20 protein-coding genes are annotated in these 24241 nt (G+C 63.6%); 5 read left to right on the top strand and 15 right to left on the bottom strand.

Translation table 11 applies throughout. The annotated features are described in order from the left end of the window. The 10 genes from HHL24_RS43930 to HHL24_RS12665 form a co-directional block, all read right to left on the bottom strand. Nucleotides 1-160 (bottom strand): DUF6444 domain-containing protein (locus tag HHL24_RS43930; protein WP_407947499.1); only part of this gene is annotated, 160 nt, incomplete at its 3' end. A 245-nt stretch (nucleotides 161-405) separates the two neighbouring features. Next, a complete protein-coding gene (locus tag HHL24_RS12705) occupies nucleotides 406-2775 on the bottom strand; it encodes a hypothetical protein (protein WP_230417430.1) in 2370 nt (789 codons plus the stop codon). A 704-nt stretch (nucleotides 2776-3479) separates the two neighbouring features. Then, a complete protein-coding gene (locus HHL24_RS12700; protein ID WP_169485806.1) occupies nucleotides 3480-4193 on the bottom strand; it encodes an ABC transporter ATP-binding protein in 714 nt (237 codons plus the stop codon). Next, nucleotides 4190-4942: an ABC transporter ATP-binding protein gene (locus HHL24_RS12695; RefSeq protein ID WP_169485805.1), complete on the bottom strand. Its 753-nt coding sequence runs from the start codon at nucleotides 4940-4942 to the stop codon at nucleotides 4190-4192. The genes HHL24_RS12700 and HHL24_RS12695 overlap by 4 nt, the downstream gene beginning before the upstream one ends. Then, nucleotides 4939-6228, bottom strand: coding sequence for a branched-chain amino acid ABC transporter permease (locus HHL24_RS12690; RefSeq protein WP_169485804.1), 1290 nt, complete (start codon nucleotides 6226-6228; stop codon nucleotides 4939-4941). The genes HHL24_RS12695 and HHL24_RS12690 overlap by 4 nt, the downstream gene beginning before the upstream one ends. Then, nucleotides 6221-7159, bottom strand: coding sequence for a branched-chain amino acid ABC transporter permease (locus HHL24_RS12685; protein ID WP_169485803.1), 939 nt, complete (start codon nucleotides 7157-7159; stop codon nucleotides 6221-6223). Before HHL24_RS12685 ends, HHL24_RS12690 begins: the two co-directional genes overlap by 8 nt. Nucleotides 7160-7163: 4 nt before the next feature. Beyond that, nucleotides 7164-7613: an acyl-CoA thioesterase gene (locus HHL24_RS12680; protein WP_169485802.1), complete on the bottom strand. Its 450-nt coding sequence runs from the start codon at nucleotides 7611-7613 to the stop codon at nucleotides 7164-7166. Between the two features lie 89 nt (nucleotides 7614-7702). Then, the gene (locus HHL24_RS12675) at nucleotides 7703-8233 is read right to left on the bottom strand and encodes an NUDIX domain-containing protein (RefSeq protein ID WP_121111844.1); all 531 of its coding nucleotides are present in this window, start codon (nucleotides 8231-8233) and stop codon (nucleotides 7703-7705) included. A 206-nt stretch (nucleotides 8234-8439) separates the two neighbouring features. Beyond that, nucleotides 8440-9471, bottom strand: a complete 1032-nt coding sequence (locus tag HHL24_RS12670; protein WP_169485801.1) for a threonine aldolase family protein — start codon at nucleotides 9469-9471, stop codon at nucleotides 8440-8442. 354 nt (nucleotides 9472-9825) lie between these two features. Continuing rightward, nucleotides 9826-11304 carry a YbfB/YjiJ family MFS transporter gene (locus HHL24_RS12665; RefSeq protein ID WP_169485800.1) on the bottom strand — a complete coding sequence of 493 codons (1479 nt, stop codon included), beginning with the start codon at nucleotides 11302-11304 and terminating at the stop codon, nucleotides 9826-9828. Between the two features lie 118 nt (nucleotides 11305-11422). Here HHL24_RS12665 and HHL24_RS12660 point away from each other — a divergent pair, with 118 nt between their 5' ends. Then, nucleotides 11423-12334 carry a LysR family transcriptional regulator gene (locus HHL24_RS12660; protein WP_169485799.1) on the top strand — a complete coding sequence of 304 codons (912 nt, stop codon included), beginning with the start codon at nucleotides 11423-11425 and terminating at the stop codon, nucleotides 12332-12334. Between the two features lie 245 nt (nucleotides 12335-12579). Here HHL24_RS12660 and alaS read toward each other — a convergent pair whose 3' ends face one another. After that, nucleotides 12580-15204 (bottom strand): alanine--tRNA ligase, encoded by a 2625-nt coding sequence (gene alaS / locus HHL24_RS12655; RefSeq protein WP_169485798.1) that lies wholly within the window; start codon nucleotides 15202-15204, stop codon nucleotides 12580-12582. Between the two features lie 296 nt (nucleotides 15205-15500). On the opposite strand from alaS, the gene HHL24_RS12650 reads away from it, so the two are divergent. After that, on the top strand, nucleotides 15501-16721 hold the full coding sequence (locus HHL24_RS12650) for a CaiB/BaiF CoA transferase family protein (protein WP_169485797.1): 1221 nt from the start codon (nucleotides 15501-15503) through the stop codon (nucleotides 16719-16721). Between the two features lie 231 nt (nucleotides 16722-16952). Here HHL24_RS12650 and HHL24_RS12645 read toward each other — a convergent pair whose 3' ends face one another. Beyond that, complete coding sequence (locus HHL24_RS12645) at nucleotides 16953-17513, bottom strand: RBBP9/YdeN family alpha/beta hydrolase (RefSeq protein WP_169485796.1); 561 nt, start codon at nucleotides 17511-17513, stop codon at nucleotides 16953-16955. 148 nt (nucleotides 17514-17661) lie between these two features. Continuing rightward, complete coding sequence (gene ggt, locus HHL24_RS12640; RefSeq protein WP_169485795.1) at nucleotides 17662-19413, bottom strand: gamma-glutamyltransferase; 1752 nt, start codon at nucleotides 19411-19413, stop codon at nucleotides 17662-17664. Nucleotides 19414-19812: 399 nt separating this feature from the next. On the opposite strand from ggt, the gene HHL24_RS12635 reads away from it, so the two are divergent. Both HHL24_RS12635 and HHL24_RS12630 read left to right on the top strand, forming a co-directional pair. Next, a complete protein-coding gene (locus HHL24_RS12635; RefSeq protein ID WP_169485794.1) occupies nucleotides 19813-21522 on the top strand; it encodes a glutamine--tRNA ligase/YqeY domain fusion protein in 1710 nt (569 codons plus the stop codon). Nucleotides 21523-21778: 256 nt separating this feature from the next. Continuing rightward, nucleotides 21779-22672, top strand: a complete 894-nt coding sequence (locus HHL24_RS12630) for a transporter substrate-binding domain-containing protein (RefSeq protein ID WP_169485816.1) — start codon at nucleotides 21779-21781, stop codon at nucleotides 22670-22672. Between the two features lie 71 nt (nucleotides 22673-22743). On the opposite strand, the gene HHL24_RS12625 is transcribed toward HHL24_RS12630, so the two are convergent. Next, a complete protein-coding gene (locus HHL24_RS12625; RefSeq protein WP_169485793.1) occupies nucleotides 22744-23193 on the bottom strand; it encodes an NUDIX hydrolase in 450 nt (149 codons plus the stop codon). A gap of 82 nt (nucleotides 23194-23275) precedes the next feature. After that, the gene (locus HHL24_RS12620; protein WP_169485792.1) at nucleotides 23276-23665 is read right to left on the bottom strand and encodes an RT0821/Lpp0805 family surface protein; all 390 of its coding nucleotides are present in this window, start codon (nucleotides 23663-23665) and stop codon (nucleotides 23276-23278) included. A 282-nt stretch (nucleotides 23666-23947) separates the two neighbouring features. On the opposite strand from HHL24_RS12620, the gene HHL24_RS12615 reads away from it, so the two are divergent. Beyond that, nucleotides 23948-24187 (top strand): hypothetical protein, encoded by a 240-nt coding sequence (locus tag HHL24_RS12615; protein ID WP_169485791.1) that lies wholly within the window; start codon nucleotides 23948-23950, stop codon nucleotides 24185-24187. Nucleotides 24188-24241 lie beyond the last annotated feature (54 nt).

Here is a 24241-nt window from a genome sequence, read left to right as displayed (position 1 = left end):
GCAACGACTTCGGCTTGCGCCCGGGCCCATCGCTTGAGGGCGGCTTGCTGGAGTTACGACTGTTCTTCTCGAGTTTCGCTTCGAGCGCGTTCAGACGCTTCACGAGATCAACGATGAGCGCGTCCTTCTGTTCGTGTGTGAGGTCTTTGAAATCAGGCATCTTCGTCATGTCCTTCACTATGCACAGCCTGGCTGCAGTTTACAAGCGCTGAATAGTTACGCGGCGGCAAAGAAAGTAAGTGCCTGCCCCGCACAGGGGCGAACGCTAATAGACCACTAACAAATCAAGGAAAGGCCAACACCGCAAGCACACAGACAAAAAAACGCTGCGCAGGCAAAACAAATCAAGCAAAGCCCAACACCCCAGGCAAACAAACAAAAAGCGCCCCGCAGGCAAAAACCCCGCTATTTCCTAGCAGCAAGATCAACCTCCAACCCACCATCCTCCCCCATCCTCACAGTCCCTTTGGCAACATCCCTCCGATACCCATAAAGATCAAACTTCATCACCCCAGGATTCGAACTATCCTGAATAAAAGTCCTGGCATTCGTGACCAACGAATTAAACATCTTCACATCACCAGATTCGATCCACACAAAACTCTTCGCCGCACCGGCAGGCGGCCGCGCAGCGGCAACAGAACTATCCCGCTTGAACTTCAACACCAACCCTTCATCAGTCACCGTGGCGCTCGCCAGCCGCCCCTGCAAAACCGGTGGCGGAAACACCGTATATTGATCGAACACCAGTTCGTTCCCCTTCAACGCGACACCCTTGCGCGTAAAAGGCGTCAGCGACGCCAACGGAATATCCAACGCCCTCAACAACCCCGCCTGCGGCACCCCCAGCACCTTCACCGAGGTCGGTTCATAGACAAGGTGCCGCTCATCCTTGGCCATGATCGTGCCACTCATCGTCGTGGGCAGCCACACGCCAGGAAAGTGATTCCACAACTTGATCCCGCCCGTCACTTCCAACTTGCCGTCCACCGGCTTCAACTGCAAATCGTTCAGCGAACGCGGCTCATAGTCGAGCAGGTAATCGTTGAACAAAGCCGCCATCGCAGGCCACGGCTCGATCACTTCGCCGCCAATGATGCGAATGTCGTACTGGTCAGGGTCATCGAGATCGACCGGTTGACCCAGCTTCTTCGACACCATCTGCGCATCCAGCGAACGCACATGAAAGCCGATTCGGCCCGATACGTAGAAGTCCACATTCTCGACGTGAATCAACGGCGCAGGTCCCGACGAATGCCGCTCGTCGCTGATCGCGGAGCCTGGTATCGCCATGCCCTGACCGGAAAACGCCGCTCGCGTACCGACCGGGATCGCGCGTGCAATCGACGCAGTCCGCAAAGTCTGCGGCACGTGTTGCCACACGAGGCGCGCCTGCGCGAGCGACGCCTGCTGCGCACGAATGAAGCTGTCGTTAAAGCGCGCGCCAGCGCTGCCCATCTGCATCGGTGCATCTTTCGCAGCGCTGGCTAGCGTCGTATATGACGGTAGGTGCACGTCCAAAACACCCGCCTCGTCGAAGGTGAAGTAGCCGGCCGACATCTGGTCGCGGTAGTGGTAAAGGTCGAGCACGAGCGGCGCGTTCGTATCAAGCGGGGTCAGCGCCATGTCAATATTCATCGGCATCGAACGCATGAACTTCACGTCGCCGCCCTGCACCAGCATGCCGCGCGGCGGCATCGTCGCGGGCCAGTCGATTTTCTGCACCGTGTGGTCGTCGAGCGTGAAGCGCACACCTGCAGAGCTGGTGTCGATCCGCGTGATCGTCATGCGCAACGCCGGCGGCGGCGTGAGTTTGGCCACCTGCATCACGACGTCGTCGCCGTCGAGACGCGCGATCGGCGTGTCCACTTTCAACAGGTCGGCCATCTTCACGTGCGCAGCCTGCATCAGCTTGTCGGCGCCGACGCCGGCCACTTCGACGTGGTCGGCATGGAACACGAGATCGTCAGCGTTGCGCATCGACAGCGAGCCAGTCAGCACGATCGGCACCCATGTGTCGCGATGCATTTCGCCCGTGATGCGCAAGGTGCCGCCGTCTTGCGGCACGACGCGCATATTGCGCAGCGGCGAGCCCTGGTACTGGAACAGGTAGCGATCGAAAATCGCGGTGAGCTTGGCGCTGTCGAGCGTGACTTCGCCGCGGTGGACGTTGATCGTCACACTGGTCGGATCGTCGAACACGATCGGCTGGCCCGCGCGCGCCGGGGTCAGCGTCGCCGCCATGTCGTGAATCATGAAGCCGATGTCGCCCGTCACGCGAAAGTCGACGTCGCGCGCGAACATCAACGAACCGTCGATGCCGGAATCGCGCAGCGTCAGCGGACGGCTGCGCTTCTCGGTCATGCCACTCGCAGATGGCACACGTCCGGCGACATGCTGTTCTGCTGCCAGTTGTTTGGCCTTGGCAAGTTCGAGCGCGGGACGCGATGCGGAGGTGGGTTGATCGGCGCTCGTGGCGGGGGTGCCATTCCTGGTGGTGACGCTGTTCGTGGCAGCGACGGAGCCGTTCTTGGCGTTGGCGGCGAGTCCCACACCCGGCTGCGATTTTGCGGTCAGCGGGCTGTCGTTGTTGCTCACGGGGTTCGTCGCCGTGCTCGCTTGTGTCGACGGCGAGGATGCCGCATCGCCCGTCGAGGAGCTCGCGTCAGCGCATGCGGACATCAGCAGTGCGGCCGTCACCAGCGCGGCGCCTGCACCGGCGCGCGTGCGCCACGTTTCTCCGAGCGGCGATCGCGCCATCCGAAGCGGCAGCATCCTTTGAAGCGGTCGCAGCGAGGCTTCCGCATGCACGCCATCAGCCGACTTTTCGCTCAATGCGCCTGTTTTTTTCATGACGTCTCCTCCTGAAGCCGCGGCGCGTCTTTCGCACGTCCGGCACGGCATGGTCCGTCGCACATACGCCGGCTTTAAACACCGTGCCTCCGTTGCGCGCCTTTGACCTGATTGTCTTGATTTGTCAGCGCGCTGCCGACAAGATTTCTGGAGGGCGCTCACCAAACGATCAAGCGTTTGAATCCCTGCAACAAGTCATTGGGAAGCCCCACGCGTCGGGCCTAAGCGGTCTGCGCGCAAACGGAATTCAAACGGCATTCTGGAAGCGATTTGGGTGCGCAGCGAGCGGCGCGTGCATCGCGCGACGTGTAACGCGCACGTCAGGACAGCAAAATGGTCACCAATTCGAATGCGGCGCTGCAATAAAACCGCGGCGAGCCGCCTGCCAGGGACGCTGCCGTTCGGCTTTGCGAAACCGGCTTGCGCGCCGCGCGGAATCGGACTGTCTGGCGTGCCTCTCAGTGAGGCGCGGTGATGCCGGTGCCGTGGCGTTGTTCGAGAATGCGGCTGTACGAGGTCCATCGCATCGGCACTCGATTCGCGGCGTAGACGCGGTACGGTTGATGCGAAAAACACGCGGCGACGCCAGTGAACTAGCAGTTATGCCCAGCTACGCTACGCCCCGGCTAACCCACGCCTAGCCATTCCTGCATCACGTCCGGCCGCTTCACAAACGACGCGAGCGCGTCATCGAAGACAATTTCGCCATGCCCCATCACCGCAACCCGACTGGCGATGTCTTGCGCAATCACGAGCCGCTGTTCGATCAGCAGCATCGCCACGCCACGATCACGCAGCATCCGCAGACATTGCGCGACCTGCCCCATCACCTGGCTGGCCAGCCCCTCGCCAGGTTCGTCGATGACCAGCAGGTCGGGGTCGCCGAGCAATGCCCGGGCGAGCGTCAGCATCTGCTGTTCGCCGCCCGATAACGCGCCGGCGCGCGTGCGCTTTCTTTCGCGCAGGACGGGGAACAGTTCGTAGGCGTCGTCAAAGGCAAAGCGCGGCGTGCGGCCGCGAGCGCGCGGTGCCACACCGAGTTGCAGATTCTCGTGGACGCTCAGCGTCGGAAAAACGTCGCGATGTTCAGGCACGTAACCGAGCCCCAGGCGGGCAATCTCGAAGGTGCGCAACCCGCCGAGCGCACGGCCGGCAAAACGCAACGCGCCCTCGCTGCGCACGAGCCCCATGATCGCGCGCACCAAAGTCGAGCGTCCGGAGCCGTTACGCCCGACCAGCGCGACGACTTCGCCTGCCTCGATCTGCAACGTGACACCGTGCAGGGCCTGGCTCGCGCCGTACCAGGCGTTCAGTTGTTGAATATCGAGCAAAGCGGTCATGTGCGTAAGCCGTCGCCAAGATAAGCGGCGCGCACTGCCGCATCCGCGCGAATCGCCGCCGGCGTGCCGGTCGCGATGATGCGGCCTTGCACCAGCACGGAAATCCGGTCGGCGATCGCGAACACAGCGTCCATGTCGTGCTCGACCATCAGCAGCGTGCGGCCCGCGGTGGTCGCGCGAATCAGTTCGATGGCGCGCGCCGCTTCGGCGCGATTCATGCCGGCGGTGGGCTCATCGAGCAGCAAGGTGTGTGCGCCGCCCGCGAGCGCAAGGCCGAGGTCGAGCGCACGCTGCTCGGCATAGCTCAGCGTGCCGGCCTGGATCTGCCGGCGCGCGCTTAAGCCCACGGCTTCGAGCACTTGCTCGGCGCGCATATCGACAGTGCGAGAACCGCTGAATCGCTGCCACCAGCGCGTGCGGTCGCGCTCGGCCAGCATGGCCGCACAGCGCAGATTGTCGAATACGCTGAGCCGAGCGAACACGCTCGTGGTCTGGAAGCTACGCGCGAGGCCACGGCGCGTGATCGCTGCCGGCGGCAGACGCGTAATCTCCGCGCCGAACAGATCGATGCGCCCGGCGTTCGGCCGCGCGCCCCCGGCGATCAGATTGAAGAGCGTCGACTTGCCGGCGCCGTTCGGCCCGATCAATGCATGACGCTCGCCGGGTTCGATCGCCAGATCGACGCCGCGCAGAATCTGCGTTGCGCCGAAGCGTTTTTCGACGCCGTAGACTGCGAGGGCTGGGATCATCGCGCGTCTCCGGTGATCGGCGTGGCGCTAGGGCGAGTGGCGAGACGTGTTTGCGCTCGAAGCGCGCAGTGCGCAGCGAGCACCCCAAGCGCGGCCAGCATGAACACCGCACCGCCGAGCCAAAGATGCGGCCCGGTCCTCTCCAGCGGCACGCCGACGAGGTTGAAAGCCGCGCCGTCGTCCGCGCCGAATTGCACGGCGTACGCCCACTGCACCGCGAGCACGACGGCCAGCGTCCACAGCACCGCTGAGGCCGTGCCCCATAAATAAGCCTTGCTACACACGCGCCAGCCGTAGGCGGCTACGCGGGCCCTGAGCCGCTGCACGAAGCCCGCCAGTCCATCCGGCGACGCCACCACGACCACGATAAAGAACAGCCCCAGATAGAACAGCCAGGCCCGCGTCACGCTCGCCACCGCGATGCTGAAAAACGTCAGGACGATCGCGCCCGCGACCGGCCCGAAAAACGCCGCCGTGCCGCCGATCACCGTCGCGATCAGCACGGCGCCCGAGCGCATCATGCCGACGCTTTCAGTCGACACCAGTTCGACATTGATCAGGCCCAGGGTGCCTGCGATTCCCGCAAAAAACGCCGACATCACCACCACGCCATAGCGGATGCGCCGCGGATAGCAGCCGATCGCCGCGGCGCGCGCCGGGTTGTCGCGCACGGCATTGGCAAGCCGTATGAACGGCGTGCGCGACAGTGCGAACATCGCCACGCTCGCCAGCACGCACCACAGCGCGATCAGCGCATACGCCTCGCGCGCCGGGCCGAAACTCCAGCTTGCGAGCATCGGCCCGCTCGCGCGATCGATCGGCACGCCGGCCTCGCCGCCGAACCAGTCGGGCAGTGTCCACGCCGCCGCCGCGACGAGTTCGCCGATGCCGAGCGTGATCATCGCGAAAGCCGTCCCGGCACGCCGCGTCGACACAAAACCGAACAGGACCCCGCACAGCGCACCGCCGATGCCGCCAATCAACGGCAGCAACACCAACGGCACGCCAATGCGGTTGAACACTTGCGCCGCGACGAGCGCGCCGAGCCCGGAATAAGCGGCATGTCCGAAGGACAGCAAGCCGGTTTCGCCAAGCAACAGGTTGTATGAGAGCGCGAACACGATCATCGTCGCCGTCTGCGCGAGATAGGCGAGCAGCCAGCTTTGCGGCCAGACGAAAGGTGGCACGGCGAGGAACAGAACGAGCGCGAGCCACGGCGCGAACCTGCGCACCATCGAGCGAGACGTGGTTGCAGGCGCAGCAAAACTTTCGAGTGGCTCACGCATGATCGTCTCGCCGTCCGAACAGTCCACGCGGGCGCAGCGCCAGCATCGCGACAAGCAGCAGATAGGGAATCAGCGGCGCCAGTTGCGCAAGCGTCAGCGCGTCCCATTCGGCCGGCAGCGCGCCTCCGAATACCGCGGTGAGATCGCCCAACGACACGTCGCTCGCCACCGCAAAGGTCTGCACGCAACCGACGATCAGCGACGCCGCCAGCGCCCCGCTCAGCGAGCCCAACCCGCCGATCACCACCACCACGAACACGATCGAGCCGAGCGATTCCGCCATCGCCGGTTCGATCACGAAGAGCGGCGCGCCGATCACGCCGGCGAGAGCAGCGAGCGCCGTGCCCGCCGCGAACACACCGGTGAACACGCGCGGCACGTTGTGGCCGAGCGCCTCGACAGCGCTCGCATGCGTGAGCGCGGCGCGCACGATCAAGCCCGCCTTCGACACGCGCAGCACCGCGTAGAGCACCGCCAGCATCACCAGCGACACTGCCATCATGAAGGCCCGATAGCGCGCGAAGGCCGCGCCGTAGACCGTGAACAACGGCCCGTCGAGCGCGGCCGGAACAGTCGCGCTAAGCGGACTCAGGCCCCAGCCAAGCTTGACCAGTTCGCCGAGCAGATACGCGGCGCCGAAAGTCAGCAGCAACTCGGGAAGATGGCCATGCACACGCACACGGCGCAGCAGCCAGCGCTCCAGCGCCGCCCCAATCAGACCGACGACCAGCGGCGCGATCACCAGCGCGCTCCAGAAACCCGCATGCGCCGCCACCGAAAAACCGACATACGCGCCGAGCATATAGAAGCTCGCGTGCGCGAAATTCAGCACACCGAGCATGCTGAAAATCAGCGTCAAGCCTGCCGACAGCATGAACAGCAGCAGGCCGTAACTGACACCGTTGAGCAGATTGATGACGAACGACTGCACGCGCCTATTCCGCCTGCACAGCGGCGGTCAGCGGTTCGAGCGCCGCGCGCAACTCGGCGGGCAACGTCACCGGACGACGTGTGACGCGATCCACATAGACGTGCACGAAATGGCCTTGGGCGGCGGGTTGATCTTCGCCCTCCTTGAAGAGGCCCACTTCATAGCGCACGCTTGAGGTACCGAGCCGCACCACCCGCAGGCCCGCTTCGACCCGCTCCGGAAACACCAGCGGTGCGAAGTAATTGCAATGCGTCTCGACCACGAGGCCGATCGTCGCGCCTTGCTCGAAGTCGAGCACGCCGGCGCGGATCAGATACTCATTCACCACCGTGTCGAAGTAGCTGTAATAGACGACGTTGTTGACGTGGCCGTAGACGTCGTTGTCCATCCAGCGTGTGGTGATCGGCAGAAAATGCGGGTAGGCGCTGCGCGCGGCGGGTGCAGGTTTGTTCATCGTGACGTGGCGTAGGGGTCAGATAGAAGAGATAAGCCATGCTGCGCTCGTCCCGGAGCACAAGGTCATTGGCCAACGCATCGACCGGCTTACTGCCCCGGCTTTTCGACGAACTCGAACGGCAAGCCGCGCCGCCGCATCCATTCGCCGAGCGCCTGACCGGTGCCCGCACGCCACGGACGCAATTTGGCCGGTTCGACCAGCCGGTATTCGAGCAATTCCGGCGACAGCGCGACCGTCCCGTACGCCTTCACGTGATACGCGATGATCAGTTCGTTTTTGCGGATGAATTCGTACACACCGATCAACTCGACCGTCTCCGCGTGCAGCGAGGTTTCTTCCAGCACTTCGCGGGCAATACCCTGTTCCGGGGTCTCGCCGTTTTCCAGAAAGCCGGTGATCAACGCGAACATGCCTTCTGGCCACGCGGCGTTGCGCGCGAGCAGGATCTTGCCCTCGTACTCGACGATCGCGGCCACCACCGGCAGCGGATTGTTCCAGTGGACGTAGCCGCATTCCGTATCGGGACAGGTCTGGCGGATCCGGCCGCCTTCGTGTTCAGCATCGGCGCGCTCGATCAAGGGCGTAGCGCAGCGCGGACAAAATTGGTATTCGGTCATGGCGAGTGGGTCGTCTCTTATGTTTTGTGTGCGGCTTTGTTCAGTGTTGAATGTCGTGCTGCGGCTGGTTCAGCATTGGGCGCGATCTTGTTTGTACGCCTGGTTTCAGGTTCCTGGTTTCAGGTTCCTGGTTCCTGGTTCCTGGTTTCAGCTTCCGGTTCCGGTTCGCCGTTCCAGCCAGGTCCAGGCGCGCAGTCGATGCGATTTCAGGCCATGCACAACTCGCGCACTTCCGCCACGAAACGCTCGACGGTTTCCGGCTGCGTGTCCCAGGCGCACATCAGCCGGCAACCGCCCGCGCCGATGAACTCGTAGAACTTCCAGCCGCGCGCACGCATTGCCTTGGCGGCCTGCGCGGGCAATTGCGCAAAGACCGCGTTCGATTCTCTCGGAAACATGATGCTCACGCCGGGGATTTCCTGCAACCGCGTTTGCAGCAATTCCGCCATCGCATTCGCATGACGCCCGTTGCGCAGCCAGACGTCGTTATCCAGCAGACCGAGCCACGGCGCGGAGATGAAACGCATTTTCGAGGCGAGTTGGCCCGCCTGCTTCAGGCGGTAGGCGAAATCGTCGGCGAGCGAGCGGTCGAAGAACACCACGGCTTCACCGACCGGCAAACCGTTCTTGGTCCCGCCGAAGCACAATACGTCGACGCCCGCGCGCCACGTGATCTCGGACGGATGCACGTCGAGCGCCGCGACCGCGTTCGCAAACCGCGCGCCGTCCATGTGCACTTTCAGATGACGCCGTTTGGCGATCGCCGCGATCGCGCGCACTTCCTCCACGGTATAAACGGTGCCCACTTCCGTCGATTGGGTCAGCGTGACGACCTTCGGCTTCGGGTAGTGAATATCCGCGCGGCGCGTGACAACCGCTTCGATCGCATCCGGCGTGAGCTTGCCGTCGACGCCCGGCGCGGTCAGCAGCTTCGAGCCGCCCGAAAAGAATTCGGGGCCGCCGCATTCATCGGTTTCGATGTGCGCGAGTTCATGGCAGATCACTGAGTGATATGACTGGCACAGCGACGCCAGCGCCAGCGAATTAGCGGCCGTGCCGTTGAACACGAAAAACACTTCGCAATCGGTCTGGAACAGATCCCGCAGACGGTCGCAGACCTGGTTGGTCCAGGAGTCGTCGCCATAAGCCGGCTCGTGGCCGCTATTGTTGGCGGCGATCAGCGCGGCGAGCGCTTCGGGGCAGATGCCGGCATAGTTGTCGGACGCGAAATGTTGCATGGCTGGCGGCGCGCCCGGCGACAGGCGCGCTGAGATGACGGGAAAGCGGTCATTTTAGTGCGCCGGTGGGTTATTTGTTTTTCGGGTGTCAGAGATTTGCCGCGCTGGCGGTTCGGCGCGCACATCGTTGCGCCGACGAGCGGGCATACGGAACGGCCCTGCGCGCATTAGCAGGACCCACGGTGGAGACGGCTATTCCGGACGGAAGCTCAGCACGCGCCTGCTCGCGCTGAAGTTCGGGCCGACGAATTGACGATCGGGGAGGCGCGAAAACCGTTAAAGCATCAGATGTCCCGAGGCAGCGCCGGGGGAGGCGCCCCGGATATGACTCAGCCTGCGCCGCATGGAAAGCCGTTAGTTGCAGCCGCAATCGGGCATGCGACCGCGCCCACGCGGCATGCGTGCCACGATGATCAGGCCTACCGCGCCCAGCAGCAACGCCCCCGCCGCCAGCCACAAAGCCGGCGAAAAAGACCCCGTGTGTTCGGCTATCGGTGCGGCCACCAGCGGGCCGACGATCTGGCCCACGCCATACGCCGCGGTCGCATAGCCCATCAGCCCGGCCGCACTGTCGCCATGCAGACGCCGCGCTTCGCGCATCGCGAACAAGGTGATTGCCGTAAATGGCAGACCGATCAGGATGCTGCCGAGCGAGAAGCCCCCTGCCGTGGGCCAGACGATGCCGAGCACAATACCGCCGGCTTGCAGCACGTAGCAGGCGGCAAGCAGCGTACGGTTATCCCAATGCACCGGCAGACGTGCCGCGAGCAACGCACCGACGATCAAGGCCGCGCCGAACATCGGCCAGAACAGATCAGGCCAGGACGATCCGGGCAGCGCGTGGCGCGCGATTACCGGCAGGAACGTCGCGGTGATGATGTAGCCGAAACCGGGCACGCCGTAGAGCAGGATCAGCCAGAAGGCATCGGCGCGGTGCGGGGCGATGTTTGTGGGGGACAGGTGGCTTGTGGCGCGGCTTTGGCTTGCGGCGGGGCTTGGGCTTGCGGCGGGGCTTGGGCTTGCGGCGGGGCTTTGACTCGCGGCGGGGCTTGGGCTCGCGGCGGGGCTTTGACTCGCGGCGGAGAAATAGCTTGTGGGTCGCTGATTTGCAGCGTATTGGCCGGTGTCGTGCTGCCCGGCGAAGTGCTGGCCGGCCGAGCGTTGACTTGCATGAGAGGCGAACGTCGACCCGTCCGTGGCAAGCGCCGCGCCCTTTGAGGTAGTGCCTGTCACAGGCCCGAACACGGGCCAGACCACGATCGAAAGCACCGCCGCAATAAGACCGAAACCGATCCAACCGGCCGTCGCGCCGTAGCCGCCCGCAGCGCTGACCAGCAAACCCGTCCCGACGATGCCCACGCCCGGGCCTGTATAGATCACCCCGCTCCACCCATGCTCGCCGAGCTCGGCGAGCCGCCGCAAGCCCCACTGCGAAGCGAACACGAAGGTCCAGGCGCTGATCGCGCCGGCGACGAAGCGCACGGCAGCCCAAAGCCAGAATTGGCTGGTTACGCCCATTGCCAGCGTCAGCAAAACCGTCGCAACAAGCCCCGCGCGCACCATGCGCGCCGGACCGACCCGCAGCGCCGCACAGGTGACCGCACCCACGAAATAGCCCGCGTAGTTGAACGACGCGAGCCAGCCGCCATGCTGGATATCGATCTGCGGCTGGCTGAAGGCGCTGCCGTGAAGCATCAGCGGCAAGAGCGGCGTGAAGGCAAAACGCCCAATACCGAGCACCACGGCCAAGGTGACCATGCAGGCAAGCGCCGCGCGGCGGGCGGCGTGAGGTTCGGCAGGAGTGTCGTGCGCGCTGGAAGCGAGATCGTTCATAAGCAGACGGTAAATGGATTCTGGGCGGCAGTCACCGGTTTCTTGAATCCATATTAGCTTGACCTTTCAATCACGAAAAATGAATAATTCCGATACCAACCATCGCCAGGAGAGAACCATGGATCTGGCCGCCTTGACCATTTTTCGCGCTGTTGTGCGCGAAAACGGCGTGACGCGCGCCGCTGCCAAGCTCAATCGCGTGCAATCGAACGTCACGACGCGCATCAAGCAGCTCGAAGAGCAACTGGGCACCGACCTGTTCATCCGCGATGGCCGGCGCCTCGTTTTGACGCCAGCTGGCGAGACGCTGCTGCCCTACGCGGAGCGTCTGCTCGCGCTCGCCGACGAGGCGCGCCATGCGGTGCGCGAGGATCGTCCGAGTGGGCGCTTGCGTTTGGGCACGATGGAAAGCGTCGCGGCGACGCGTCTGCCAGGCTTGCTCGCGCGTTATCACCAGCGGTGGCCGGATGTCGCACTGGAACTCGAAACCGGCACGACCGGCAAGCTGATCGAGCGGGTCCGCGAATTCGAAGTGGATGCGGCATTGGTGGCGACGCCGCTGGATCCTGCCGCGCTCGGTGAATTGTTCGAGACGGTGCCCGTTTTCCGTGAAGAGCTGGTGATGCTGTCGCCGCGAGGCCATCGGCCGATTCGCGAAGTGCGGGATATTGCTTTATCGACGCTGATTGCGTTCGAGCGCGGGTGTGCTTACCGGGCTTACATCGAGAAGTGGTACCTGGAGCATGGGGTGAGGCCGGCTCGCGTTTTAGAACTCGGCTCGTATCATGCGATTGTGGCTTGTGTCGCCGCCGGCGCGGGGGTGGCCGTGGCTCCGCGATCAGTGCTCGATCTGCAAACCGACGCGAGCAATATCGCAGTTCATGAGCTTCCCGATATTGGCGTGATCGAGACGCTTCTCATCTGGCGACGAGGGCATTTTTCGTCCGCGCTCAATGCGCTGCGGCAAGCGCTTGTGTCGGGAGAGAATGCAGTGGCGTTGCCTGCCGCTGCACCGGTAGGCATTGCTTGACACGCTTTGCCTGCAAGGCGGTAGCGGTGAGCGCTAACCGCCGCCGCAATTGGCCTGTTCGCCGCGAATCCTGCCGTGGTCACCTACACCCGTTACGGCGGAAAACAAACAGCGCAAAAAGAACGATTACTTGCGCCAGCGCCCGGCCAAGTTGACACACGGCAAGACACGCCAAGGCAAAAACAACTTGGGCCACACGGGACGCAAAAACTACCTGCGCCCAGCATGGCCCAATCAAACCCGAATCAAAGCTGGGCTTCGACCCAACCCTTCACACCTGCCAACGCCGCCGGCAGATTCGCCGGTTCGGTACCGCCAGCTTGCGCCATGTCCGGCCGCCCGCCGCCCTTGCCACCGACTTGCTGTGCAACGAAGTTGACCAGTTCACCGGCCTTGACCTTCTTGCTGGCGTCCGCCGTCACACCGGCAATCAGACTCACCTTGCCGCCCTCGACCGAGGCCAGCACGATCGCCGCGCTCTTCAGCTTGTCTTTCAGCTTGTCGACAGTCTCGCGCAGCGTTTTCACGTCCGCGCCCTCGAGCGTTGCAGCCAGCACATGCACGCCGGCCACTTCGATTGCCTGACCGGCAAGCTCGTCGCCCTGGCTCGAAGCCATCTTCGACTTCAACGCGCTCAGTTCCTTCTCCAGCGACTTCACCTGATCCTGCACCTGCACGATCCGCTGCGTCAGTTCCGACGGCTGCGCCTTCAACACGGCCGCGGCCGCATTGATCCGCGCGTCGAGATCCTGCACGAAGCGGACGGCGTTATCGCCCGTGATGGCTTCCACGCGACGAATGCCGGCAGCCACGCCGCCTTCCATCACGATCTTGAACAGGCCAATGTCGCCCGTGCGATGCACGTGCGTACCGCCGCACAACTCGCGCGAGAAACCGAGGTCGAGCACGCGCACTTCGTCGCCGTACTTTTCGCCAAACAACGCCATCGCGCCGCCCTTCACCGCTTCGTCGAACGGCATGACCTTCACAATGCCCGGCGCGTTCGCCAGCACTTCCGCGTTGACGATCGCTTCGACCTGACGGATCTGCTCGTCGGTCATCGGCGCGTTGTGCGCGAAGTCGAAACGGGTCTTGTCCGGATCGACCAGCGAACCCTTCTGCTGCACGTGCGAGCCGAGGACTTCACGCAACGCCTTGTGCATCAGGTGGGTGGCCGAGTGATTGCGCTGGGTGCGGGCACGACGCACCGCATCGATTTCCGCCTTCACGACGTCGCCGACCTTCAGCGTGCCCTGCTCCAGCGTGCCGTGATGGCCCACCACGTCAGCCTGCACCTTCAACGTGTCGGTCACCGCGAAGCGCACGCTCGCGTTCGCCAGCACGCCCTGGTCGCCGACCTGGCCGCCCGATTCCGCGTAGAACGGCGTGTGGTCCAGCACGACGACAGCTTGCTGGCCGTGATTCACTTCCTTCACCGACGCGCCGTCGACATACAGCGCGATGACCTTGGCGTCGTCGAAGACGATTTCTTCGTAGCCGTGGAACGTGGTCTTCGCGCCCGAGTATTCGAGACCCTGTGCCATCTTGAACTTGCCAGCCGCGCGAGCCTGTTCGCGCTGACGCGCCATTGCTTCGTCGAAAGCGGCTTCGTCTACCGTCACTTCACGTTCGCGGCACACGTCTGCCGTCAGGTCGAGCGGGAAGCCGTAGGTGTCGTGCAGCTTGAACGCAAGTTCGCCGTCGAGCGTCTTGCCGCCCTTCGCGTCCAGATCGGCCAGCGCGCTTTCGAGAATCGACATGCCATGCTCGATGGTCTCGAAGAAGCGCTCTTCTTCCTGACGCAGCACGTCGGTCACGCGTTGCTCAGCGTCCTTCAGTTCCGGATAGGCTTCGCCCATTTGCGCGACCAGGTCCGGCACCATGCGGTGGAAGAACGAACCCTTCTTGCCCAGCTTGTAGCCGTGGCGAATCGCGCGGCGCACGATACGGCGCAGTACGTAGCCGCGGCCTTCGTTGCCCGGAATCACACCGTCGACGATCAGGAACGAGCAGGCACGGATGTGATCGGCGATCACCTTCAGCGAGTTGTTCGTCAGATCGGTGACGCCGGTTTCGCGGCCAGCCGCCTTGATCAGCGCCTGGAACAGGTCGATCTCGTAGTTGCTGTGCACGTGCTGCAGCACGGCTGCGATGCGCTCGAGACCCATGCCGGTGTCCACGCATTGCTTGGGCAGCGGCGTCATGTTGCCTTGGGCGTCGCGGCTGAACTGCATGAACACGAGATTCCAGATCTCGATGTAGCGGTCGCCGTCTTCCTCAGGCGATCCCGGCGGGCCACCCCACACGTCCGGGCCGTGGTCGTAAAAGATTTCCGAGCACGGGCCGCACGGGCCGACGTCGGCCATCTGCCAGAAGTTGTCCGACGCGTAGCGCGCGCCCTTGTTGTCGCCGATGCGGATGATCCGCTCGACCGGCACGCCCACTTCCTTCGCCCAGATGTCGTGCGCCTCGTCGTCTTCGTGATAGACGGTGACCCACAGCTTGTCTTTAGGCAACTGGTACACGCCCGTCAGCAACTCCCACGCGTAGTGGATCGCGTCGCGCTTGAAGTAGTCGCCGAACGAGAAGTTGCCCAGCATTTCGAAGAACGTGTGGTGACGCGCGGTGTAGCCGACGTTTTCCAGATCGTTGTGCTTGCCGCCGGCGCGCACGCTGCGCTGCGCGGTTGTGGCGCGCGAATACGGACGCGATTCCGCGCCGAGGAACACATCTTTGAACTGCACCATTCCCGAATTGGTGAAGAGCAGTGTCGGGTCGTTGCCGGGCACAAGGCTCGACGAGCGAACGATCGTATGGCCCTTCGATTCGAAGAACTTGAGGAATTTCTCGCGGATTTCGGCGGCTTTCATAGCGTGCGGGGGACGGGTTTGCCAGTTCCCTGGCTGTTACCGGCGGCATCATGGGGATGCGCCAACTGTTTGTTTCTTAAACGACTGATTATACGGGATCGGCGCCCGCGCGCGGCGGCGGCCCCGTGCCGTTAGCCATTCGGCCAGGTTTGGCCGGGTAGCGGGCGGCACGGCAAGGCGCGCCGCGCGTCCTATGCCGTTCGGCTGACTGCGCCGGCGCGCGGGAATCGCTTAAGATTGCCCACATCCGCGGCGACATGCGCGCCGCTTCGGCTACACAGGAGACATTGAAGAATATGGGCGCTCTCAGTCATATCCGCGTGCTGGATCTCACACGCGTGCTCGCCGGGCCCTGGTGCGCACAGACGCTCGCCGATTTCGGCGCCGACGTCATCAAGATCGAACGACCCGAAGTCGGCGACGACACCCGCCACTGGGGGCCGCCGTACCTGAAAACGCCGGAAGGCGCCGACACACGTGAAGCCGCCTATTACCTCGCGGCGAATCGCAACAAGCGCTCGGTCACCGTCGATATCGCTTCGCCCGAAGGCCAGCGGATCATCCGCGAACTGGCCGCGCAAAGCGACGTGGTGCTGGAGAACTACAAGGTCGGGCAGTTGAAGAAGTACGGTCTCGATTACGCGTCGCTCAAAGAAGTGAAGCCCGATCTGATCTACTGCTCGGTGACCGGCTTCGGCCAAACCGGGCCGTATGCGCAGCGCGCCGGCTACGACTTCATCGTGCAAGGCATCGGCGGCTTCATGAGCATTACCGGCGAGCGTGACGGCCAGCCGGGCGGCGGCCCGCAAAAGGCCGGCGTCGCGATTGCCGACCTGATGACCGGCATGTATTCGACCATCGCCGTGCTCACGGCGCTCACGCACCGCGACAGAACGGGCGAAGGCCAGTACATCGACATGGCGCTGCTCGACGTGCAGGTGGCCATGCTGGCCAACATGAATTCGAATTACCTGGCGAGCGGCCAGCCGCCCGTGCGCTGGGGCAATGCGCATCCGAACATCGTGCCCTACCAGACCTTCCAGACCAGCGATAGCTGGATCATCGTCGCGGTGGGCAACGACGGGCAGTTCCGCAAGTTCGTTGAGGCAGGCGGCCGCCCCGAACTCGCCGACGACGAGCGATTCGCGACCAACCCGGCTCGCGTGCGCCACCGCGACATTCTCGTGCCGATCCTTGCCGACATGGTGCGCCTGCGAGGCAAGCAGCAATGGATCGCGGCGCTGGAAGCAGCCGGCGTGCCGTGCGGGCCGATCAACGATCTGGGCGAAGTGTTCGAGAACGAGCAGGTGTTGGCGCGCGGCATGCGGGTCGATCTGCCGCATCCGTCGGGCGGCACGGTCAAACTGGTGCGCAATCCGATCAATATGACCGGCACGCCGCCCGAAGCGCTGTCCCATCCGCCGACGCTCGGCGAACACACCGACAGCATCCTGCGCGACGTGCTCGGCTATGACGAGGCTCAGATTGCCAGGCTGCGGGAGCAGTCCGTGATTTGAGGCCCGCTTGGGCGGCGCGGGTTTTCAGTGACGCTGGCGGGGGTGCCAACTCACTCGCAACGTAGCCAAACCGGCCGGTGCGTCGAGAGCGAGACATGGAGCGGCGGCGCCCCCAACGTAGCCAGTCACATGCCGATGCCGCACGCGGGCAACTCGGCGCCAGAACAGCGAACGTGTGTTGGCACGCTTCGGCGTGCGCCGAACGCCCGCCGAATCAGCGCAAATGAGGACTCACCGCCGCTCGCCTAATGAAGCCAGCCAGCGCCGCCCCTCGTCCCAATCGCCGAGCCCACTGTCGGCATTGATATGGCCACGCGGCCCGATATCGATCCAGCGGCTGCCCCACGCGTTCGCGCAAGTTTGCGAGAACGGCACGCCGCCGTACGGATCGTCGCTGCTCGCCACAACGATGCTCGCAAACGGCAAGCGTGTAAGCGGCACCGGTGCGAAACCGCTGGCATCCCGCGGAAAATGTGCCGCGGACGGATCGGGCACCGCGACCAGCAGCGCGCCCGCCACCTTCGCAAGCTGTGCTGCGCTCGCGTACTGCGACGCCCAGAAGGCGGTCGTCAGGCAGCCAAGGCTGTGCGCGGCGAACACCACTGGCGAGTCGGCTGCGGCCACCGCTGCGTCGAGCGTGCGGCACCATGCGTCGCGCGCCGCATGGTCCCAGTCCGGCATCTGCACGCGCACGAAGGCGGGATCCAGCGCTTCCCAGCGCGTCTGCCAGTGCCCCACGCCGGAATTCTGGTAGCCCGGCAGCACGAGTACGTTTAGTTTTTGTCCGCTCATCGCGTTCCCCGTCGCAGTTCGTTTTTCAGGTGGGTTGTTCAAGTGCATTTCGCAAGCGCATTTCGCAAGCGCATTTCGCAAGTGCGCTGCAGTATGTCTCCGCAGTTCGCTTCTACAAAGAGTTGCTTCTCCCGGCCAAACCCGCGCTTCAAGGCATCACGCGGCCCACGCCCACGCCGCGCGGATCGGCCACCGGCTCGGCCGTCGCCCCTTCGACGCGAATCATCTGCACGTCCCCGTTGAACGACTGCCCTTCCAGCGTGTAGCCCTTGGCTTTCAACTGATCGGCCAGTTCGCCGGTGATCGGATGGTACGGCTCAAAATAGATCGTCTTCGGCGGCAGCAACTGATGATGGAATCGCATCGCTGCCAAAGCGTCGGTAGGCGTCATATTGAAGTCGTACAGGTTGGTCATCACCTGGAAGATCGACGTGAGGATTCGCGAGCCGCCGGGCGTGCCGATCACGAGCGACACCTTGTTGTCCTTCAACAGGATGGTCGGCGTCATCGATGAAAGCGGCCGGCGTCCCGGCGCCACCGTGTTCAGGTCGTCAGCCGTTGCGCCGGATGGGCTGGCGGCAGCCGGTTTAGTGACGAAGTCGTCCATCGCATCGTTGAGCACGAAGCCGCCGCCGTCCACCACCACGCCGGAACCGAAGGAGCCGTTCAGCGTGTAGGTGTTCGACACGGCGTTACCCCACTTGTCGACCACCGAAAAATGCGTGGTTTGCGCTTTTTCCGGCAGCGCATCGCCGAGGCCGCCTTTGACGGGCGTGGCGCCCGGCACTTCGTCGGGTTTCACTTCATCGGCGCGTTGCGCGAGGTACGCGTCGTCGGTCAGTTTGTCGACCGGCACTTTGTATGAATCGGGGTCGCCGATGTATTGCTGGCGATCGGCGAACACGCGATCTTCGATCTGCGCGATCAGATGGATATACGGCACGGAATTCAGCTCGAGGCCGTCGAACGCCGGCTTCAGATCCGCTTTCATCTTCAGCATCTGGATCAGTCCGACGCCCCCCGAACTCGGCGGCGGCGCGGTCACGACCTTGTAGCCATGCCAATCGGCGGTGAGCGGTTGGCGCCAGACGGCCTTGTATTGAATCAGGTCCTGCTTCGTGACCAAGCCGTGACCGTACATCTGCTGGGCGATCAGATCCGCGGTGCGGCCTTCGTAGAACTCACGGCCGCCGTCGCTGGCGATGCGCGAGAGGGTTTGCGCGAGTTCTGGCTGGCGGTACATCACGCCCGCCTTCAGGTTCGAGAAGTAGGCGTCGAAGTTCGTCTTGCCGGCGAAATTCTTCGCCACCTCGTCGTGGCGCTGCTGCAACCACGGCTCGACCTTAAAGCCGTCGGTGGCGTAACGGATCGCGGGCGCCAGAACCTGCTTCCACTTCAGCTTGCCGAAGCGCTGCTGCGCTTCCCACATGCCCTCGACGGTGCCCGGCACACCCACCGCGCGATGGCCGACGAGGCTCATACCCGGTATGAGGGTGCCCTTATCGTCAAGGTACATGTCGCGGGTGGCCTGTTGCGGCGCTCGCTCGCGGTAGTCGAGAAAATATGGCTTGCCGTCCATAAACACCGTCATGAACCCGCCGCCGCCGATATTCCCCGCGTCCGGACAGGTCACGGCCAGCGTGAAGGCGATCGCCACTGCGGCATCCACCGCGTTGCCGCCGGCGGCGAAGATCTGCTGCGCGGTGTCGGCGCTGTAGCGATCCGGCACGGCCACCGCCGACGCGTCCAGCACGGCCTTGGGCGGAGGCGTTTTCGCGAGCGCAGGGGCCGCGACGAAGCTGCCGGCGAGCCCGGCGAAGACGGCCGTGGCCGTCACGATTCGGCCAAAAGACAAAGAGGCGAAAGGCGCGCGAGGCGCATCATGCGACGGAACGGACATCCGAGAAACTCCGGGAACTGAGAGCGCCATGTTGCACGAACGGCAGAGGTTCGTGCAAAACGACAAGGGGGAGCGTGACCTGGCTGGATTGCGGCTGCGCGAGCACGCGCTGCGCGACAGGGCGTGGGCTGCGCTACCCCGGAAAAGGTTGAGCGGCGAGCGGGTGGAGAGTGCGCCGTCCGCATCCTAAGTCGCCGGCGCCCGCGCCAACAAAACGTTTTACCTCCTGTTACAGCACCTTAACCCCGGCTTGCAGTATCCCGCCTGCCCCCAAAAGCGGTCGAAAGCGCTCAAACGTTGGCTGCGCGCCGCACTCGCCTGCCGCGAGCGAACTCGTCAGGTAGAATTGACGAATAAGTGGGCGCATTGCGCGCCCCCGACAGACTTTCACCTTCTCGCATGAATACCGAACGCAACGACGCGCCAGCGGCATCTAATTTCATCCGCAACATCATTGACGAAGACAACCGCACCGGCAAGTGGGGTCAGCGCGTCGAAACGCGCTTCCCGCCTGAGCCGAACGGCTATCTGCACATCGGTCACGCCAAGAGCATCTGCCTGAACTTCGGCGTCGCGCGCAGCTACGGCGGCGTGTGCCACCTGCGCTTCGACGACACGAATCCGGAAAAGGAAAGCGTCGAGTACGTCGACTCGATCATCGACTCCGTGCGCTGGCTCGGTTTCGAGTGGGAAAAAGGCGGCAAGGAGCAGCTCTACTTCGCGAGCGACTATTACGACAAACTGTACGAGTTCGCCGAACTGCTGATCGAACGCGGCAAGGCGTATGTGGACAGCCAGTCGGCCGAAGAAATGCGCGCGAACCGCGGCTCGGCCTCCGAAGTCGGCACGCCGTCGCGCTTCCGCGAGCGTTCGGTGCAGGAAAACCTCGACCTGTTCCGCCGCATGAAAGCCGGCGAGTTCAAGGAAGGCGAGCATGTGCTGCGCGCGAAGATCGACATGTCGTCGCCGAACTTCAACATGCGCGACCCAGTCATCTACCGGATCCGCTTTGCGCACCACTACCGCACCGGCGACACATGGTGCGTGTACCCGATGTACGACTACACGCACTGCATCTCGGACGCGTTGGAAAACATCACGCATTCGCTGTGCACGCTCGAGTTCGAAGACCACCGTCCGCTGTACGACTGGATTCTGAACGAGCTGGCCGAAGCCGGGATTTTCGCGCGCCCGCTGCCGCAACAGATCGAGTTTTCGCGCCTGAACCTCACCTATGCGATCACCAGCAAGCGCAAACTGCTGCAACTGGTGACCGAAGGCCATGTCGAGGGCTGGGACGATCCGCGCATGCCGACCATCGTCGGCGTACGCCGTCGCGGCTTTACGCCGGAAGCGATCCAGTTGTTCTGCGAGCGTATCGGCGTGACCAAGGTCGACTCGTGGATCGACATGAGCGTGTTCGAAGGCGCGCTGCGCGACGATCTGGACGACAAGGCGCCGCGCACTGCTGCCGTGCTCGATCCGGTCAAGTTGATCATCGACAACTTCCCCGAAGGCGTGACCGAGCAGTGCAATGCGCCGGTTCACCCGCATCATCCGGAAATGGGTGTTCGGGAGTTCCCGATCTCGCGCGAACTGTGGATCGAACGCGACGACTACAACGAAGCGCCGCCGAAGGGCTACTTCCGCCTGTTCCCGGGCAACAAGGTGCGTCTGCGCTACGGCTATGTGATCGAGTGCATCGGTGCGGATAAAGACGAGAACGGCAACATCGTCGCCGTCCACTGCAACTACTTCCCGGACAGCAAGTCGGGCACCGAAGGCGCGAACACCTACAAGGTCAAGGGCAACATTCATTGGGTCAGCGCGGCGACCGCGTGTCCGGCCGAAGTGCGCATCTACGACCGTCTGTTCAAGGAACCGCAGCCGGACGCCGGCGGCCGCGACTTCCTCGAAGCGCTGAATCCGGATTCGAAGCGCGTGGTCAACGCCTACCTGGAACCGGGTGCGCGCGACGCGCTGCCGGAACAGCGCTTTCAGTTCGAGCGCCATGGGTATTTCGTCGCCGACCGCGTCGATTCGAAACCGGGCAAGCCCGTGTTCAATCGCATCGTCAGCTTGCGCGACAGTTGGGGCAAGCCGGCGTAAGCTGGAGCAATTACAGCGCGAAGCGCATCTGAAGTTGAATACGGCGTGCATTTCGTGAGCGGGATGCACGCCGTTTCGTTGCATCATGTTGCATCGACAGTGACAGCGCGGCCTGCATGCCCGCGCCAGTCCGGGAGGCCCGATGAAAGTTGCAGCCCGCCGCGGGCCCAATGCATGGGACGCAGCACGAGGCACGCGTCATGCGCGCACCGTTCCTGCCAGGCGCATGATTTGCGCCGCACGCGTCGCACAAAGCATGCGTTGCGCACTCGTCGCGCTGGTCGCGTTCGGCGCGGCGTCGCTCGCCTGCCCTGCTCACGCGGAAGAACTCACCGGTACGCTGAAGAAAATCCACGACGACGGCGTGGTCGTACTCGGCGTGCGTGAAGCGTCGATTCCCTTTTCGTACTTCGACGGCAAGGGCACGGTCGGCTACTCGCAAACCATCGCGCTGCAGATCGTCGACGAAATCAAGAAAACGCTCGGCCTGCCGCAACTGAAGGTGCACGAAGTCACGGTGACCTCGTCGAACCGCACACCGATGTTGCTGAACAACCAGATCGATCTGGAATGCGGCTCGACCACGCACACGGTGGAACGCGAAAACGTGGCCGCCTTCTCGAACAGCTTCTTCCAGTACGCGGTACGCATGATCGCTCACAAGAGCAGCGGGATCACGGATTTTCCGGACCTGGCCGGCAAGACTGTGGTGACGACCGCGGGCACCTCCGACGAGCGCCTGCTGCGCCGCCTGAACACCGAGAAGCACCTGAACATGCGCATTACGAGCGCGCGTGATCATCAGGAAGCATTCGCCGCGCTCAAGGATGACCGGGCGGTGGCCTTCGTGATGGACGAGCCGATCGTGTACGGTTTCAAATCGACCGACCCGCACCCCGAAGACTTCGTGGTGACCGGCACGCCGCTCGGCTACGAAGTCTACGCCTGCATGTTCCGCAAAGGCGACGAGCCGTTCCGCATGCTCGTGAACGGGGTAATCGCACGCGGCCAGACTGCCGGCGACGCTGAGCGTCTGTATAACCAGTGGTTCACGCAGCCGATTCCGCCGCACGGCATCAATCTGAATTTCCCGCTGTCGGAACAGAACCGCACGCTATTCGCGCATCCGAACGACCGCGCGCTCGACTGAGCGCGGACATTGCTGTTGCCGGTTGTGATTCCGGTGCCGCCGGCGCTACAGCCAAATCGACACATCCGCCGCTATAGCGTTCGATGCAGTTCAACGAGTGAAAGCGTGGTCTGAAAGAGACGCGTGAGACTGCGGCTCGCGTACCGCTCGACTTCCTCCGGCGCGGCCCAGCGGTATGCGTCCATTTCGGGAATCAGCGTGCCGTCAGAGCGGCGCGGAAACAGCGACGTGCAGGTGCACGAAGTCAGATCGAGTTCGTCGGCAGTCGCACGCGCCGCGAACAGATGCAGATCCTTGTCGCGCCGGTAAACGAACAGCCCGAGATCCTTCAGACGCTCGGGCTCGATCACGATACCGGTCTCCTCGACCATCTCGCGCAATGCCGTGACGTGAGGCGCCTCGCCCTCTTCGCCGTGCCCTTTTGGAACGTCCCAGTGAGACGTTTCGGTGGCGTGCGCGAGCAGCACCCGTCCGTCGGGGTCGAGCAGTACGACGCCACACGAGACGACCCGCGCGCTCATCGACGCAACGCGCCGCAAGGACGCGCGGCTTCAGGCTGCCCCGGCGGCAAACCGGCGCGCGTTGTCATACCGGCCCGCACGCTCAGCGCTTTTTCTGCAACTGCCAGTTGCCGCTACCCTGTTTGCAGAACTGCGGACGCAGGTTCATCGACTGCCCTTTCGCATTCAGTACGACACCGACGTCGCGGCAGGTGCGCTCGCCGTCCTTCGCGGTGCTGGCGATGGTGATCGTCGCGTCGATCTTCACGCTGTTGCCGGTGCCTTCATTGACCCAGCTCGCGCTTTCGCCGTCCTGCTTGTCATTCAAGGCGGTGAAGACGGCGTTCTTGATCGAATCGACGTCGCGTTGCTTCATGTAGCTGATCGGCGTGTCGTTCAGAAAACCGAGGTTCGCCGCTTGTGCGCCGATGGCGCCGCCAAGCAGCAGGCCACCGACGGTCAGGTGAAACAGGGCACGGATTCGCATCGACATGAAGGGTTCTCCTCGAAGAATAGTTCGGCTGTTCTCGAGCGCGCTCACGGCGGCTCGTGATCTGGACCCCAAAAGCATAGCATGTCACCCTCGAAGTGACCGCCCGGGAGCGGCCTCGCGGCGACCTGCGGAAGCCTGCAGCGTCAGGCTCCCGCCAATCGGGAACGAACGGGAACGACGGCTGCTCAGATTTAGGACGAGTCTCATATCTTCTTATGAAACGTCTTCTTAAGATAGGTCTCTCTCGCGCTGCCGCGCCGATCAAGCTACCCACGCCGCCTTATGGACATCTCGTTTGCTCTCAAAACCTTCGCCGTCGCGCTCGCGCTTTTTTGTGTCGCGCTCGTGCCGTTCGCCATCGCCCGCGATCCCGGTCTTGCACGGCGCGTGGTGCAAATGGACAACCTCCCTTGCGCGCGCTGGCCTAATCTGCTGACACGCGCCGGCATGGCATGCCTCCTCATGTCGTTCGCACTGCTGCTGGTCGGCTGCTATTACATCCTTGCCGACGCAGGCAACTGACCACGCCCGCGGCGCCACATGCCGCCCCGACCGGCCGCCCGGCCATCGTCCGTT

Source organism: Paraburkholderia polaris, from assembly GCF_012927345.1.
In the GTDB taxonomy this organism is placed as follows: Bacteria; Pseudomonadota; Gammaproteobacteria; order Burkholderiales; family Burkholderiaceae; genus Paraburkholderia; species Paraburkholderia polaris.
Note: the sequence above shows the minus strand (reverse complement) of the source record. Positions and strands in the feature narration are given on the sequence as shown.